Origin of the sequence: Pseudomonas sp. TSRC2-2, from assembly GCF_049897785.1 — a bacterium.
GTDB lineage: Bacteria > Pseudomonadota > Gammaproteobacteria > Pseudomonadales > Pseudomonadaceae > Aquipseudomonas.
The window spans coordinates 107,097-122,938 of sequence record NZ_JAFCWZ010000008.1; the positions used below are offsets into that span (position 1 = coordinate 107,097).

At 60.6% G+C, this 15,842-nt stretch carries 14 protein-coding genes; 9 read left to right on the forward strand and 5 right to left on the reverse strand.

Annotation, left to right across the window (positions count from 1 at the left end):
• Window positions 1-21: 21 nt before the first annotated feature.
• The gene (gene exaC / locus ACP7D9_RS17525) at window positions 22-1,542 is read right to left on the reverse strand and encodes an acetaldehyde dehydrogenase ExaC (RefSeq protein WP_024014465.1); all 1,521 of its coding nucleotides are present in this window, start codon (window positions 1,540-1,542) and stop codon (window positions 22-24) included.
• A 383-nt stretch (window positions 1,543-1,925) separates the two neighbouring features.
• Between exaC and ACP7D9_RS17530 the strand changes: the two genes are divergently transcribed.
• The 4 genes from ACP7D9_RS17530 to ACP7D9_RS17545 all read left to right on the forward strand — a co-directional run bounded on the left by ACP7D9_RS17530 (window position 1,926) and on the right by ACP7D9_RS17545 (window position 6,225).
• A complete protein-coding gene (locus ACP7D9_RS17530; protein ID WP_426158821.1) occupies window positions 1,926-3,836 on the forward strand; it encodes a sigma-54-dependent Fis family transcriptional regulator in 1,911 nt (636 codons plus the stop codon).
• Window positions 3,837-3,954: 118 nt separating this feature from the next.
• Entirely contained in the window at window positions 3,955-5,304 is a 1,350-nt protein-coding gene (mpl, locus tag ACP7D9_RS17535) for a UDP-N-acetylmuramate:L-alanyl-gamma-D-glutamyl-meso-diaminopimelate ligase (RefSeq protein WP_101160653.1), read from the forward strand.
• Window positions 5,301-5,948: a flavin prenyltransferase UbiX gene (gene ubiX, locus ACP7D9_RS17540; protein ID WP_101160650.1), complete on the forward strand. Its 648-nt coding sequence runs from the start codon at window positions 5,301-5,303 to the stop codon at window positions 5,946-5,948. Before mpl ends, ubiX begins: the two co-directional genes overlap by 4 nt.
• Window positions 5,941-6,225, forward strand: coding sequence for a YceK/YidQ family lipoprotein (locus ACP7D9_RS17545; protein ID WP_101160647.1), 285 nt, complete (start codon window positions 5,941-5,943; stop codon window positions 6,223-6,225). Before ubiX ends, ACP7D9_RS17545 begins: the two co-directional genes overlap by 8 nt.
• Before the next feature lie 109 nt (window positions 6,226-6,334).
• Here the strand turns inward: ACP7D9_RS17545 and ACP7D9_RS17550 are convergent, their stop codons facing one another.
• From ACP7D9_RS17550 to ACP7D9_RS17560, 3 genes are all read right to left on the reverse strand, one after another.
• A complete protein-coding gene (locus ACP7D9_RS17550; protein ID WP_016773010.1) occupies window positions 6,335-6,976 on the reverse strand; it encodes an oxidoreductase in 642 nt (213 codons plus the stop codon).
• A gap of 27 nt (window positions 6,977-7,003) precedes the next feature.
• Window positions 7,004-8,731 carry a C13 family peptidase gene (locus tag ACP7D9_RS17555; protein WP_426158824.1) on the reverse strand — a complete coding sequence of 576 codons (1,728 nt, stop codon included), beginning with the start codon at window positions 8,729-8,731 and terminating at the stop codon, window positions 7,004-7,006.
• Between the two features lie 102 nt (window positions 8,732-8,833).
• Window positions 8,834-9,289, reverse strand: a complete 456-nt coding sequence (locus tag ACP7D9_RS17560; protein WP_426158826.1) for a MaoC family dehydratase — start codon at window positions 9,287-9,289, stop codon at window positions 8,834-8,836.
• A gap of 193 nt (window positions 9,290-9,482) precedes the next feature.
• Between ACP7D9_RS17560 and ACP7D9_RS17565 the strand changes: the two genes are divergently transcribed.
• The 5 genes from ACP7D9_RS17565 (at window position 9,483) to ACP7D9_RS17585 (ending at window position 12,152) form a co-directional block, all read left to right on the forward strand.
• Window positions 9,483-9,845, forward strand: a complete 363-nt coding sequence (locus ACP7D9_RS17565; RefSeq protein WP_101160638.1) for a CidA/LrgA family protein — start codon at window positions 9,483-9,485, stop codon at window positions 9,843-9,845.
• Window positions 9,845-10,561 (forward strand): LrgB family protein, encoded by a 717-nt coding sequence (locus ACP7D9_RS17570; protein WP_016773013.1) that lies wholly within the window; start codon window positions 9,845-9,847, stop codon window positions 10,559-10,561. Before ACP7D9_RS17565 ends, ACP7D9_RS17570 begins: the two co-directional genes overlap by 1 nt.
• A gap of 11 nt (window positions 10,562-10,572) precedes the next feature.
• A complete protein-coding gene (locus ACP7D9_RS17575; protein WP_101160635.1) occupies window positions 10,573-11,163 on the forward strand; it encodes an LON peptidase substrate-binding domain-containing protein in 591 nt (196 codons plus the stop codon).
• A 114-nt stretch (window positions 11,164-11,277) separates the two neighbouring features.
• Window positions 11,278-11,508 (forward strand): hypothetical protein, encoded by a 231-nt coding sequence (locus ACP7D9_RS17580; RefSeq protein ID WP_101160632.1) that lies wholly within the window; start codon window positions 11,278-11,280, stop codon window positions 11,506-11,508.
• 68 nt (window positions 11,509-11,576) lie between these two features.
• Window positions 11,577-12,152, forward strand: coding sequence for a hypothetical protein (locus tag ACP7D9_RS17585; protein ID WP_426158829.1), 576 nt, complete (start codon window positions 11,577-11,579; stop codon window positions 12,150-12,152).
• Window positions 12,153-12,325: 173 nt separating this feature from the next.
• On the opposite strand, the gene ACP7D9_RS17590 is transcribed toward ACP7D9_RS17585, so the two are convergent.
• Window positions 12,326-15,808 carry a calcium-binding protein gene (locus ACP7D9_RS17590; protein ID WP_426158831.1) on the reverse strand — a complete coding sequence of 1,161 codons (3,483 nt, stop codon included), beginning with the start codon at window positions 15,806-15,808 and terminating at the stop codon, window positions 12,326-12,328.
• Between the last annotated feature and the right edge of the window lie 34 nt (window positions 15,809-15,842).

The following is a 15,842-nucleotide window of genomic DNA, read 5'->3' on the forward strand; positions in this document are numbered from 1 at the left end:
TCACTGCCTCGCCCCGTCCGCTTAAAAGAAGCCCAACGGATTGATGTCGTAGCTCACCAACAGGTTCTTGGTCTGCTGATAATGGTCGAGCATCATCTTGTGCGTCTCACGGCCGACACCGGACTTCTTGTAACCACCAAACGCGGCGTGCGCCGGGTACAGGTGGTAGCAGTTGGTCCACACGCGGCCAGCCTTGATCGCCCGACCCATGCGGTAGGCGCGGTTGATGTCGCGAGTCCACAGGCCGGCGCCGAGGCCGAACTCGGTGTCGTTGGCGATCGCCAGGGCTTCGGCTTCGTCCTTGAAGGTGGTGATGCTCACCACCGGGCCGAAGATTTCTTCCTGGAACACGCGCATCTTGTTGGTGCCCTTGAGCAGGGTCGGCTGGATGTAATAACCGGTGGCCAGGCTGCCTTCGAGTTTTTCCACCTTGCCGCCCGTCAGCAGCTCGGCGCCTTCGCCCTTGGCGATTTCCAGATAAGAGAGGATCTTGTCGAATTGCTGCTCGGATGCCTGGGCGCCGACCATGGTGTCGGTGTCGAGCGGATCGCCACGTTTGATCTGGCTGACCTTCTTCATCACCGCCTGCATGAATTCGTCGTAGATCGACTCCTGCACCAGCGCGCGCGACGGGCAGGTGCACACTTCGCCCTGGTTGAAGAACGCTAGCACCAGACCTTCGGCGGCTTTTTCGATGAAGCTCGGTTCGGCCTGCATGATGTCTTCGAAGAAGATGTTTGGTGATTTGCCGCCCAGTTCCACGGTGGACGGAATGATGTTTTCCGCTGCGCATTTCATGATGTGCGAGCCGACCGGGGTCGAGCCGGTGAAGGCGATCTTGGCGATACGCTTGCTGGTCGCCAGTGCTTCGCCGGCCTCTTTGCCGAAGCCTTGCACGACATTGAGCACGCCTGGTGGCAGCAGGTCGCCGATCAGCTCCATCAGCACGCAGATGCCCAGCGGAGTCTGCTCGGCGGGTTTGAGCACCACGCAGTTACCGGCGGCCAGCGCTGGCGCGAGTTTCCACGCGGCCATCAGCAGCGGAAAGTTCCACGGGATGATCTGGCCGACCACGCCCAAAGGTTCATGGATGTGATAGGCCACGGTGTTGCCGTCGATTTCCGCAGCGCTGCCTTCCTGAGCGCGCAGGCACCCGGCGAAATAGCGGAAGTGGTCAGCGGCCAGCGGGATGTCGGCGTTGAGGGTCTCGCGGATGGCTTTGCCGTTGTCCCAGGTTTCGGTGATCGCCAGCAGTTCGAGGTTCTCTTCGATGCGGTCGGCGATTTTCAGCAGGATCAGTGAGCGTGCCTGCACGGAAGTGGCGCCCCACGCATCGGCGGCGGCATGGGCAGCGTCCAGCGCCTTGTCGATGTCTTCGGCGGTCGAGCGGGGGAATTCGGCAATTGGCTGGCCGTTCACTGGCGAGGTGTTGGTGAAGTACTGACCTTTGACCGGCGCGACGAACTCGCCGCCGATGTAGTTACCGTACTTGCTCTTGAACGAGACCTTGGCGCCGTCAGTACCGGGGTGAGCGTAACGCATGATGATGTTCTCCTTGGCTTTGTACTTATTAGAGAGACGCGCAAGTGCGCTTGGTATAAGCGTAGAGCAAGGCTCGGGCCACTGCCGTGCAGGTCAGGCAAATCAAGGGCTTGGCCGGTTTGTCTCGGACGAATGGAGTGGCGCTGTGACGGTTTCGGTACAGCGCGCGTGACAATTTGTACCGCTTGCGGCACAGCCCGTGACCGGACGGTCTTGCCAGCATTGCAATGCGCTGTTGGCTGAGGGATCCTCAGCCAACAGCAATCTCCGTAGGAGCTGCCGCAGGCTGCGATCTTTTGATTTTGTTTTTCAAGATCAAAAGATCGCAGCCTGCGGCAGCTCCTACAGGGATTGCGTAGACCTTTCGGGGAGAACAATAAGAAATGCACGACAACCATTTGAGTCGCCATGCCCGCCAGGTCCTCACCGCCACCCAGGGCAAGCCGCATTTGCACGGCCCCGGTGCCGACCCGTCGATCGCCCGCTCCTGGCTACGGTGTCTGCAGGACTATCACCTCGACCCGGCCCTGAGCATGGCGCCGACCGTGCTTGAACACGGCCGGGTGCTGGAGAGTCGCGAACGTCTGCAACAAGTGTTGCAAATCGCTGGTACGGAAATGAGCAGCCTGCATCAACAACTCTCCGGCGCCGGCCATGCGGTGCTGCTGACTGACGCGCGCGGTGTGATCCTCAATTGCATCACCGCGCCGACCGAACGCAGGATTTTCGAACGCGCCGGGCTGTGGCTCGGCGCTGACTGGAGCGAGGCGTGCGAAGGCACCAACGGCATCGGCACCTGCCTGGTCGAGCGTCAGGCGCTAACCATCCATCAGGACGAACACTTTCGCGGCCGCCATACCGGGCTGACCTGCTCGGCGAGCCCGGTGTTCGACCCGCACGGGGAATTGCTGGCGGTACTCGACGTGTCCTCGGCGCGCCCAGATGTTTCGCGCCAAAGCCAGTTTCACACCATGGCGCTGGTCAATCTGTCGGCGAAGATGATCGAGAGCTGCTACTTCCTGCGCTGTTTCGACAATCAATGGTTGCTGCGTTTCCACCTGCAGGCCGAGTCCGTCGGTCTGTTCAGCGAGGGGCTGCTGGCGTTTGACGGCGAAGGGCGGATCAGTGCGGTCAACCAGAGTGCGCTGAACCTGCTCGGGCATAGCCGCGATGGCTTGCTCGGCCAACCGGTGGAAGCGTTTTTCGATTGTGCGCTGGATGAGCTGCTTGGCCGCGCGAGCGCTAACGCCAGCGCCAGTTGGCCGTTGCGTACCCGCGATGGCCGGCATCTGTTTGCGGTGTTGCGCGGCGAATCGCGCAAGCCGGCAGCTATTGTTCCAGCGCCCATCGCCGCGCCAGCGCCACGCCTGTCCGGGATTTGCCTGAGCGACGAAGCGTTGCAGGCGGAATTTCGCAAGGCCCTGCGCGTATTCGAGCGTGACGTGCCGCTGTTGATCAACGGCGAAACCGGCTCGGGCAAGGAGGCCTTTGCCAAGGCTGTGCATCAGGCCAGCCAGCGCTTTGGCAACGCCTTCGTCGCACTCAATTGCGCAGCCATCCCGGAAAGCCTGATCGAAAGCGAACTGTTCGGCTATCGCGGTGGCAGTTTCACCGGCGCGCGCAAGGACGGCATGCGCGGCAAGCTGCAACAGGCCGATGGCGGCACTTTGTTCCTCGACGAAATCGGCGACATGCCGCTGGCCTTGCAGACCCGCTTGCTGCGGGTGTTGGAGGATCGCCAAGTGGTACCGATCGGCGGCGAACCGCAAGCGGTGGACGTGCGAATCATCAGCGCGACGCACCGCAATCTGCTCGAGCGGGTCGAGGGCGGCAGCTTTCGCGAGGATCTGTATTACCGCTTGAACGGGCTGGAAGTGGCATTGCCGGCGTTGCGTGAGCGCAGTGACAAATCGCAACTACTGGATTTTCTTCTGGCCGAGGAGGCCGGAGGCGAAACGATCCTGATCGACGAACCGGCGCGGCAAGCGTTGTTGGCATTCAACTGGCCGGGCAATGTGCGGCAGTTGCGCAATGTCCTGCGCACGCTGGCGGCGTTGTGTGATGGCGGGCGGGTCGGGGTTGCGGATTTGCCGGCAATGATTCGGCAGGCGCGGCCGGCGGTTGCGCCGGCGCAGCCTTGCGCGCAGCCACTGGATGACGCCGAGCGTCTGGCCTTGCTCGGTGCGCTCGAGCAGACGCGCTGGCATATGACCCGTACCGCTGAACAGTTGGGGGTCAGTCGCAATACGCTGTACAGAAAGTTGCGCAAGCACGGTATCGCCCGAACCGCATAAATTTCCCTGTAGGAGCTGACGAGTGCAGTTGGGGTAGCCGGGAGTATTCGAATACAGCTAAAGAGTGCCATTTCCCCCTCCCTACGCTAACCTGCGGCCATGTTTTACGAGGTCGACTATGCACATTCATATTCTGGGTATCTGCGGGACTTTCATGGGCTCGATGGCGGTGTTGGCCAAAGAGCTGGGCCATCACGTTACCGGCTCCGACGCCAACGTCTATCCGCCGATGAGCACGCAGCTCGAGGCCCAGGGCATTCAGCTGACGCAGGGCTATGACCCGGCGCAGCTCGATCCGGCACCGGATCTGGTGGTGATCGGCAACGCCATGTCCCGTGGCAATCCGGCGGTGGAATATGTACTGAACAAAGGCCTGCCGTACGTCTCCGGCCCCCAGTGGCTGGCGGATCACGTGCTGCAAGGTCGTTGGGTATTGGCAGTGGCCGGTACACACGGCAAGACCACCACCAGCAGCATGCTCGCCTGGGTGCTGGAACACGCGGGCATGAGCCCGGGTTTCCTCATCGGCGGCGTGCCGCAGAACTTTTCGGTGTCCGCACGTCTGGGCGGTACGCCGTTTTTTGTGATCGAGGCTGACGAATACGACAGCGCCTTCTTCGACAAACGCTCGAAGTTCGTTCACTACCGTCCGCGCACCGCGATTCTCAACAATCTTGAGTTCGATCACGCCGACATCTTCCCCGATCTGCCAGCCATCGAGCGTCAGTTCCACCATTTGGTGCGGACCATCCCGAGCGAAGGTCTGGTTATTCATCCGACCACAGAGCCGGCGTTGCAGCGCGTGATCGAAATGGGCTGCTGGACCCCGGTGCAAACCACCGGTGCCGGCGGTCAGTGGCAGGTCAAGTTGCTGAGCGAGGACGGCTCGGCGTTCGAAGTGATGTTCGAAGGTGTGTCGCAAGGCACCGTCGAGTGGGAATTGACCGGTCAGCACAACGTCGCCAACGCCCTGGCTGCTCTGGCTGCGGCGCGGCATGTCGGTGTTGTGCCATCGATGGGCATCGCCGGGTTGAGCGCCTTCAAGAACGTCAAACGGCGTATGGAGAAAGTCGCCGACGTGCGTGGCATCACCATCTACGACGATTTCGCCCATCACCCGACCGCCATCGCTACCACGCTCGATGGCCTGCGCAAACGCATCGGCGACGCGCCACTGATTGCGATCATCGAGCCGCGCTCCAATTCGATGAAGCTCGGCGCGCACCGTGACGGTTTGCCAGACAGCGTGGTCGATGCCGATCAGGTGATCTGGTATGCCCCCGCCAACCTCGGTTGGGACCTCGGCGCCACCGCAGCGTTATGCACCGTGCCGTCCATCGTCAGCGATTCTCTGGAAGGCATCATCGAACGCGTGAAGAGCCAAGCGCAGCCCGGCACGCACGTGGTGATCATGAGCAACGGCGGCTTCGGCGGTCTGCACGGCAAGCTCGCCGAGGCGCTGCAATGAACACTTATTCGCAGGCCGGCGGCCCGGAACGCATCACCCTGGCGATGACCGGCGCTTCGGGCGCGCAGTACGGCTTGCGCCTGCTCGATTGCCTGGTGCGCGAAGATCGTGAAGTGCACTTCCTGATTTCCAAGGCTGCGCAACTGGTGATGGCCACCGAGACCGACGTTTCCCTGCCGAACAAACCGCAGATGATGCAGGCGTTTCTGACCGAGTACACCGGTGCCGCCGCCGGGCAGATTCGCGTGTACGGCAAGGAAGACTGGATGTCGCCGGTGGCCTCCGGCTCCGGTGCGCCGGCGGCGATGGTGGTGGTGCCGTGTTCGACCGGCACGCTGTCGGCGATTGCCACTGGCGCCTGCAACAACCTGATCGAACGCGCTGCGGATGTCACGCTGAAAGAGCGTCGCCAGTTGATTCTGGTGCCGCGCGAGGCGCCGTACTCGAGCATTCATCTGGAGCACATGCTCAAGCTGTCGAACCTTGGCGTAACGATTCTGCCGGCGTCGCCAGGCTTCTATCACCAGCCGCAGACCATCGATGATTTGATCGACTTCGTGGTCGCGCGGATCCTCAATCTGCTCGGCATTGCGCAAGACATGTTGCCGCGCTGGGGCGAGCATCATCTGAGCAGCGATGAATAAGCTGCTGGTGATTGTGCTGGCGCTGCAATTGGGTGGTTGTGCCACCGCGCGCACTCTCGACGCTGCCAAACCGGGCGCACCGGTGGTGTACGCCGGGACGCGGCTGGATTTGTATGCGTTGAATGGCGGCTGCTGTGCGGTGGACCGGTTCGGCGCCGAGGCGCCGAGCTACCCGGGAGTGGATCTGCCGGCCAGTGCGTTGCTCGATACGTTGTTGTTGCCGTTGTCGCTGCTCACCGTGATTGGCGTGGGATTCCAGGCGACGGGTGGATTGTAAAGGTCAAAAGATCGCAGCCTTCGGCAGCTCCTACAGGGGAATGGGCTCTTCTGTAGGAGCTGCCGAAGGCTGCGATCCTTTGATCTTGTTTCACTCCATCGCCCGCAGATTATTTACCGAGCTTGCGCAGCTCATCCGATTCAATCACCCGCACGCCATCCTGTTCTTCCAGCGCCAGGCGCCACATCGCCCTTGCCAACTGGCACGCTTCGATGCCGTGGTATTTCCCCGGAATCAGCTTTGACAATGGCCCGGCCAGTTGCTCGACCAAACGCGGCTCGGTACGTTCGCCGAGCAACAGCGAAGGTCGGCAAATGGTCAGCTGCGGCCAGTTCTGCGCGCGCAAGGCCTGTTCCATCTCGCCTTTGACGCGGTTATAGAACACCGACGAATTCGGATCGGCGCCGATTGCGCTGATCACGATCAGGTGCCGCGCGCCCATCTCCCGCGCGCGCTTGGCAAACGCCACGACCATGTCCAGATCGACGGCGCGAAAGGCTTCTTCGGAGCCTGCCTGTTTGATCGTTGTGCCGAGGCAACAGTAGGCGATATCGACCCGGCCGCTGAGTTGCGGCAAAAACGCTTGTGGATCGCCCACCGGGTTTTCCAGATGCGGATGCTCGGCCAGCGGCCGGCGCGAAGGGGCGAGGACACGGGTAATCGTTGGCTCGTTGAGCAAACGGTCGAGCAAATGTTCACCGGTCAATCCGGTGGCTCCGGCAAGCAATACGTGCTGAGGCGTCAAGTACATAGTGTCTCTCCCTTGATACTGTCCAGCTTAGTTGCCTTTTATCGCCGCGTCGTTCAATGCGCTGCTTTGCAACGCTTTGCGCGCTTGCTGTTTACGCAGCAGTTGCCAGTGCGACAGTACGGTTTTCGGCGCCCAGATCTGCGGCTTTGAGGCTTCGAAGCCGTCGGCCAGTTCACGTTCGGCGACGGTGGCCTTGGCCAGTTTGAAAGCCTGCTCCAGATCATCCGTCTGGTTCAGTGCCTGGGCAAACAGCGCGTCGCCGAAGTAGGTGAAGTTGGCTTCTTCGGAGCAGCCGAACGACACCCGATCGGCGCGCGAGGCGGTCATGATCAGCGTGCGTTCGTCTTTCAGCGCCGGGATGAAACCGCCGGAATAGCACGAAGAAATCACGATGACCTTGTCCCGGTGCTTCAGCGGCGCGAGCACGGCGGCGAGTTCATCGGCCGGCAGATCGGCCAGTTCCATGCGCGGCTGATCGAGCACCAGTTCATGCTCGGCGGTGCCGTGGCTGGTCAGATAAATGAACAGCAGATCTTCCGGCCCGCTGCGTTCGGCGAGGGCTTGCGCGGCGCGGCGCAGGTTTTCGCGGGTGGCCATCGGCCGGTCGCCGAGATGATCACGGTGATTGACCAGACGAATCTGGCCGAAGGCGCCGAAGCGCGTATTGAGCATGTTGGCGACGTAGTCGGATTCGCGCAGAAACACACTTTGCTTGCCGTCGCCACCGAGGGTGAGCGTGTACAGCTCGACTGCCGGCGTCGAAGCGGGAATCGCCGCCAGCGCCTCGTCGAGCAAGCGACCCTGGGCGAGCAAACCGAGTTCGAGGGTGTCGGGCAGCAATTTGCCGTCGGCGTCGCGCACGCGCTGGCCGTTGATCCAGGTGCCACTGAGCACGCTGCCATCGGTCAGCACCAGAGTGCCGCGGCCGGAGTAACTGTCGTTGTCGAAGCCGCCGATATAAAAGCTGCCGTCGGCCAGGTTCAGGCGGCCCTGACCGGTGAAGCGCCAGTCACTGAACACACCGATGTAATGGCTGCCATCGGCGCCGATCAATTCACCCTTGCCGGTCAGCGCGCCTTCCTTGAACTGGCCGAGCCAGACGTCACCGTCGGCGTTCTCGTAGCGGCCCTTGCCGTGCAGTTGATTGTTCTTGAAGCCGCCGACGTAGATATCGCCGTCGGCGCTGTTGTAAGTGCCGTTGCCTTCCAGTTGGCCGTTGACGAAATGGCCCGTGAACGAATTGCCGCTGGCGTCGCCGCGCTGGCCTTCCCCGTTGGGTTTGCCATGGGCGAACTGGCCTTGATAGGAGCTGCCGTCGTCCATTTCCAGACGGCCAAGGCCGGAATACTGGTCAGCCTTGAATTCGCCGCGATAGGTCATGCCGTTTTCTTTCAGCGTACCCTCGCCATCGCGCCGGCCTTGTTTGAAGCCGCCGGTATAACTGCTGGCATTGGTGGTCAGGCTGCCCTGACCGTCAAACAGACCTTGCTGAAACTGGCCGCGATAGACCTCGCCGTTACTGCCATGCCATTCGCCTTGCCCGTGCCATTGCCCCTTGTCGAACTCTCCGGCGTACCAGCTGCCATTGGGGTAGTCGACGCGGCCCTGACCTTGCAGCAAGCCGTCGACCAGTTCACCGCGATAGCGACCACCATCGGGCAGGCGCGCATCTGGCGGCAACAGCGATTCGCCGTCGCCGCAAGCGGTGAGCATCAGGGTCAGGGCAAGGGGTGCAAGTCGAGCGATTGAGCGCATAGCGGGATCCGGGCAATTAGGCGACCGAGTATGCCGCAGCTATGCGTCGCATATATACAGACGTGACGCGAAACAGCGTGCGCTGCTTCGCATCCGGGATGATCAGACGAAGCAGAGCGACAGTGGCTCGGCGATGTAGGCCGGTTTGTCCGAGCCCTCTATTTCAAGTGTTGCGGTCGCCTTGAGCAGCCACTGGCCGAGTTTTTTCTCGGTCACTTCGACCATATCGACCTTCAATCGGACTTTAGAATTGACCTTGACCGGTTGGATGAAACGCACGCTGTCCAGGCCATAGTTGACGACCATCTTTACGCCTTCGGGCAGCACGATGATGTCTTCCATCAGTTTTGGCATCAGCGACAGCGACAGGAAACCATGAGCAATCGTACTGCCAAAAGGCGTTTGCGCGGCTTTGACCGGGTCGACATGAATGAACTGAAAATCACCGGTCGCTTCGGCGAACAGGTTGATGCGCTCCTGATCGATGGTGAGCCATTGGGAACGTCCAAGTTCCTTGCCGACATAATCTTTGAGCTCTGCAACGGGAACATAGGGCATTGAGACTCTCCTTGGGTTCATCGGTTTTATAGTTTTTCAGGGGGCGGATTTGACCGGCCTGCGAACCACTGTAGATCATCATGGCGATTTGCTCAGGTCAACCGACCATGCTTTTGGCGAATGCCGGTCCATAGCGCCGGCATGCTTATAATGCCGAGCCCTGCTGGCTGAAAATGTAAGACGGAGATGTCGGATGTTGTTACGTGGCCTGACCCTGCTGGTGCTGTTCCAATTGCTCGGCACAGCGCTCAATCACTTGCTGTTACCGATATTGCCGGGGCCGATCATCGGGCTGCTGCTGTTGCTGGTGTACCTGATCATTCGCGGTGAGGTCGGCGAGCCGCTGAATCAGGCGGCGGGCAGTCTGCTGCGTTATCTGCCGTTGCTGCTGGTGCCGCCGGCGGTGGGGGTGATGGTGTATGCCACGGCGATTGCCGCCGATTTCTGGGCGATCGTCGGCGCGCTGGTGGTCTCGCTGATCCTGTCGATGGCCTTTGCCGGTGTGCTGATGCAACGGTTGGTCAAACGTCATGCGCCGCCGGCGGAGGAGTCCTGATGCTGTTCGACTGGCAAGGCGCGTGGGCCTCGGTGATTCACCATCCGCTGTTCGGCATCGGTATCACCCTCGGTGCGTATCAACTGGTGCTGGCGGCATTCGAGAAAACCCGCTGGATCTTTCTGCAACCGGTACTGGTCTCCATGTTGTTGGTGATCGGTGTGCTGGTCGGCTGCGGCCTGACTTACGCGGAGTACCGCAAGAGCACCGAAATTCTCAGCATTCTGCTCGGCCCGGCAACCGTCGCGCTGGCGGTGCCGCTGTATCTCAACCTGCGTCGCATCCGCCAATTGTTCTGGCCGATTTTTACTACGCTGGTGATAGGCGGAGTGGTGGCAACAGGCATGGGTGTGGCGCTGGGCTGGTGGTTCGGTGCCGATCACATGATCCTGATGACCATGGCGCCGAAATCGGTGACTTCGCCGATCGCCATGCTGGTCGCCGAGCAGATCGGCGGTGTGGCGGCTCTGGCTGCGGTGTTCGTGCTGATCACCGGGGTGATCGGCGCGATCTTCGGCCCGGCGCTGCTGACCCGGCTCGGCGTGCACAGCCCCGAGGCGCGCGGCATGGCGCTGGGCATGACTGCCCATGCGGTCGGCACGGCGGTGGCGATGCAGGAAAACGATGAGTGCGGCGCGTTTGCCGCGCTGGCGATGAGTCTGATGGGCGTGGCCACGGCGGTGTTCCTGCCGTTGGCGGTGTCAATGGTGGTGTAAGGAAAATGTCTATGAGTCTGCCGCTTTTCCCGCTGAACACGGTGCTGTTCCCCGGCTGCAACCTTGATCTGCAGATTTTCGAGGCACGCTACCTCGACATGATAGGTCGCTGCATGAAACAGGGCGTCGGCTTCGGTGTGGTGTGCATTCTCGAGGGCAGCGAAGTCGGCGTAGCGCCCCAGGGGTTCGCCCTGGTTGGCTGTGAAGCGCGGATTACCGATTTCCAGCAACAGGACAACGGTCTGCTCGGTATTCGTGTGCAGGGCGGGCGACGCTTCAATGTGCTGCGCACCGAAGTGCAGCGCGATCAATTGATTCTGGCCGATGTCGAGTGGCTCGACGACGAGCCCGAGCAACCGCTACAGGACGAGGACGCCGATCTGGTTGCACTGCTCAAGGCACTGGCCGAACACCCGATGGTCGAAGCCTTGGCCATGGGGACTGAAGCCGCCGGCCAGCAGTCACTGGCCAATCAGCTGGCCTATCTGTTGCCGTTCGCGGAAGAAGACAAAATCGACCTGCTGCAACTCGATGATCCTCAACAGCGGTTGGACGCGATCCAGGCCTTGCTTGATGAGCTACAAGGCGAGTTGTTCGCCTAGTTGTACTTTGAATCAACTGATCGCATTTGCCATTATTGTCGCTACGATGACTTTGTCTTACTTTCAAGTGGCCCGCAGGACGCGGGCAACTTGAATAAGAACAAGGAAGAAGTCATGACTGTATATGAAGATGAATGGGCGTTCTGGGACGATATTGCCGGCAAGTATATTTTGAAACATGCCGAGACCGACCATAACGTCAACAATGTGATTGAAGCTGCATCGACGTATGCCGATCGCATGATAATTGCCCGACGTAAACGAAAGTCCGAAAAAATACCGGCAGGGGATATGCCACGGATGTCTGCGTCCGCCTCGACCATAGTTGCAGCCGTCGCTGTTTGAAGACTTTTCCCTTACGATATTGCCTGCCGTGGGTATAGCCGACGGCGGGATGCTTACAGGTGCAAACCATGTCCATAACCAGAGTAAACAGCAAAACATTCAACGCGCATCTTTATCTCAACGGCCGGCCGGTGGTGCTTAATCAACAGCGTCTGCAAAAGGCCCTTGGCCAACTGCGCATGACCAAAGGCGAGCAACTGGAAGCCGAAGTGGGGCTGGCGGATACGCGTGTCGCCAGTTTCATTACGCTGGCCGATCATGAAGACGACGAGCCGTTATTACTGAAGTTCGTCCCGCAGGGTGACAACTATGAAATCTCACTGGTGCATACGGGGGCGTTCGCCGATGCGCGCCTTTACATAGAGGCCCTGACGCACAACCTTTTAGCCAGTACCAGTGCCCCCGCGCAGCACTTTTCCATCAGTACGTACGGCGTACCCAAAGCTTCGCTGGGCGACTTCGAGGCGGGGCCGGCCCATCTTGAGTTGAGCAGCGAAGCGGTGAACGGTAAATCCAGGAGCAAGCCGTTGTACCGCCACGTCAGCGGCGGTATGGATACCTTTGTGGATGAAGATCCCAACCTCACCGGGCATAACGCGTTCAACAACAAACCGGCGACGTTCGTGATCAAAGTGGTTCGATAGTTACAGACTTAAAGCCAATAAAAACGCGCCATGCATTTCTGAATGATCGATGGCGAACACCACGGTCTTGGTCTGCTCGGCGTCTTATGGCCTAGCCCGGGGCGTCGTCAAAAATGGCACCGCTGCAGCCCTCTGTGCTGCAGCGGTGCGCCGTCATCGTCGACTGCTACCGATCAGACAGTTGGCATTGGAGTGATCAATAGATCTTCAGGCTCGATACGTACCTTCGGTTCCCCCTTCAAGCTCCAGTACTGCTTCGTCGCGTGGTAAACCAGCGTGCCGGTTTTTCCCTTCGCGCTAAGGTGCGGCAGGTGCACGATGCCGGCCAGTTCGTTGCGCTGGCGGTGCGCGTCGATCTCGGCCACGAGCGCTTCGACGCTGGTGTAAGCGCTGGCATCGATGACATACAACTGAAGCACTTCGAACAGCAGCGACACTTCGTAAATGTGCCCCGCGGACGTCACCACACTGACCGACTCGACCGGTGCGTCGTCGTCGACAGTCGGCAGTTCGATCACGGCGCTACCGATGCGCAGGCGGTTGGCCTGGAGTTGAATGTCATCGCGCTTGATCGTCTCCGTCATGGTGCTGGTGAAGATGTTCCAGACCGATGCGTTGGCGGTTTTCGCTGCCGCGCCCGGTGTTGACAGACGCACGATCGAGTTGCTGGTCAGGTACACGTCGTATGTCGAACTTTGCCCGTGGAGCACATGGATGCCGGTGTGCGGCCCGGCGGGAATCACCACTTTGCTCGGTTGCGCGGGCAAGGCCAGTTTTTCTCCGGCCACCGGCCGGGTGAACAGGTAATTGCCGGTACGCCGCTTCAGGCAACTGCGGGTACTCTGGCTGCGGGAGCCTGGGTTAAGCGCATCGTCCTGGTAGTTCAGCTCCGGCACTTGCAGGCGATATGAAACCTCATCCTGCAGAATCAGGACGATGTCCTGGGCAAGCAACGGCGTGGTGACTTTCAGGCTGTTTCTGCCGCTGTAGCCGGTGGCTGCGGCGATAGGCTGGATCACCCCTTTGAAGGTCACGACTTTCTGCGGCAGGTGCAGCGCCAGGCCGATGTCTTTGTAAGTCAGGTGGGTATTGCCGGAGACACCCTTGCGGATTTCGACTTCATAACTGACCACCACATCCTCTATTTCAGTGCTCTTGAAGTCGAGGTGAACCGTACGTGAAGTGTGCGTCGCATAACGTTCGGCGACGAACTCGATATCACCAGGCAGGCGCGACACATAATGCCGTTTGCGTCCCAGATCATTGATGCCCACCGTACCGCTACTGATGATCTCTACCACAGGGCTCGGTTGGCCGATGAGCGTCACCGCAATGTCGACCTGCTCGACTGATGCCGCCCCCGGTTTGCTCGGCAGCAGCGCGAGCAGCTCATATTCGTCCTGAGTCTTGAACACCAGCTGGTTGTTTTTCAACTGGCGCTCGCCGTCGATCCGTTGGTAGACATTTTCGATGGTGAGAACATGCTCGGGATCGTTGCCGTCGACGCCGCGCAGAGAGCGGACCACCAGGGCGGTGTCGTTGATTTCCCAGCGCTGAATGACGTCCCGCGGCCAGCCGAACTCGATCAGGCTGGCGTGCTCGCCGTCTTCGATGATTGTGGTGCGCACGCAGGTATCGGCGATGTAGTAGCGGTCCCTGCCGCTGCCGCCATCGACCCGGCAATCGACGCCGCCGATGGCGATGGTGTCGTCGCCAGCGCCGGCATTGACCCGGTCGTAACCATTGGCGGCGATCCGGTTGGCTTCGTCGCTGCCGGTCACGCGGCTGGTGCCTTTGCGCAGTGTCGAGACGTTTTCGATCGATGTCAGCTGGGCGACGTGTACGGCGTCGACATCGGCATCCAGCCCGCGCAGGCTTACCTTGCCGGTCTGCAGGTTGATGTCGTGGCCGATGTGGGTGGTGTCATCGAGTGGGCGGCTGCCTTCGAACGCCAGCGTGTCAGAGCCGGTGCCGCCATCGAACACGCTCAGATGAGGCGGTTTGTTCGCCCGGTTGAGTTCGTCATGGGTCACTTCGTGGTAAAACGCGTCGCTCTTGGCGCCGCCCGTGAGGGCCTTGTGACCGGCGCGGAAAGAAAACATGTTCGGTTGATCGTTCACCCCGACCACCCGATCATTGCCATCGCCGAGGCGCCAGAGCACACCTTTGCCATCGCCCGCCGTGCCGGAAACCTTGCCTTCAAGCTCCGCTGGCAAGCCTTTGCCAGCGTCGATCTCGTCATCACCGTCAACGACCGCCGCCTGGCTATCAAGCTTGAACGGCTGTTCGCCGGCCTGCTCGTTCCACTGGTAGCGCCAGAGTTGGACCGATTTGAGCTCAACCCGAAATGCACCGTTTATCACATGTTCCAGAGAGTGTTTGTACGCACCTTCGAGCATTTGTCTGGCGGACAATTGCAGTAGGTCCTGATGGTCGCGGTAACCCTTGGAGACCTTGAAGCGGTCCATGACCTCCTTGTCCAGTTCCTTGCCGGTGAAGGCGAACCAGCCCGAGCGCAAGCGTTCGTGGGCCGTCAGTTCGATGTAATCGTCGATGTCATCGACCACGCGCGCGGCTTGATAAATCATCGAGCCGGCGATCAACAGTGCGGCGGCAGCCAGGCCGAGAGGGCCGGCGACGCTGCCGAAACCGGCCAGGGCCGCCACGCCCAGTGCGAGGCTGATACCCGCGCCGGCGACACTGAGGCCGGCGCTGACGTAGTGGTCTTGCGCCACCTTGCCGGAGGTTACCGCTGCGGCATTGAACGACTTCACCGCATCATTGATGTCGAAGGGCAGCGTGAGGATGCTGGCGAACATGCCGGCGCCGCGGCTCAGGAATTTGCCGACAGAAGTCCGCGGGAAATAACGGAAGATCATTCCGCCGTTTCTGATCATTGCCTGACCACCTTTGCTGAAGCCCTGTTCGAGAATCAGCGAACCCAGCTCGGCAGCTATCGAGCCGCCCTGAATCCAGGCTTCCCCGGTTTCACCGTGCTTGATTGCATCCACCATGGCCATGTAACCGCTATAGATGCCGAACGCCTGCATGCCGACGCCGGCGCCGCTCATCAAATAGCTTTTGCCTCGATTGACCCAGCCAGGTGAGTTTTCAAACGCGTCGACGCGCTGAATATCGAGTTTTTGCGCGGACTGGCCCAAGCGATTGAGGCGCTCGAAGGAACTGCCTGGATCGATACTGGTAGCGCGAACGAACAGGTCCCCGGCATCAGGCGAACGCTTGCAGCAGAGTTCGAAAAACAGCATGGCAGGGGCGCCGCTGTCGGCGATGTCCGCTGAGCGCAAGCGTGCATGGACCTTGTCCGCATCGAAATTCAAACCGTCGAAGAAGGCTTGGTCGGTGCTCTGCATGCCGGCGTTCGCCGGGCTGATGGGGTGGCCGTGGACGGTCGCGCCGAGGGCCTGCAATTCGACCCGACTGCTCATGACTTCGCCAATGCGTAACGGGCCGAAATGTTTGTCGAGAGTCGCCAGCGTGCGTCGATAGGGCGCGTCCGGGTCCGCCACGGTGGCGGAAGGCGGCGGTATCAACCGAGCAGGCTGGCGCCCGTACGGGTTGGCTGATGCGCTGATTTGCTCCATTGCAAGAGCGCGAGCTTGGAGGGCGGCGAGGCTGGGTGTGATGAGTGTTGACACGGTATCAGTCCTTTAATGATGTGTTTGCCCGGCT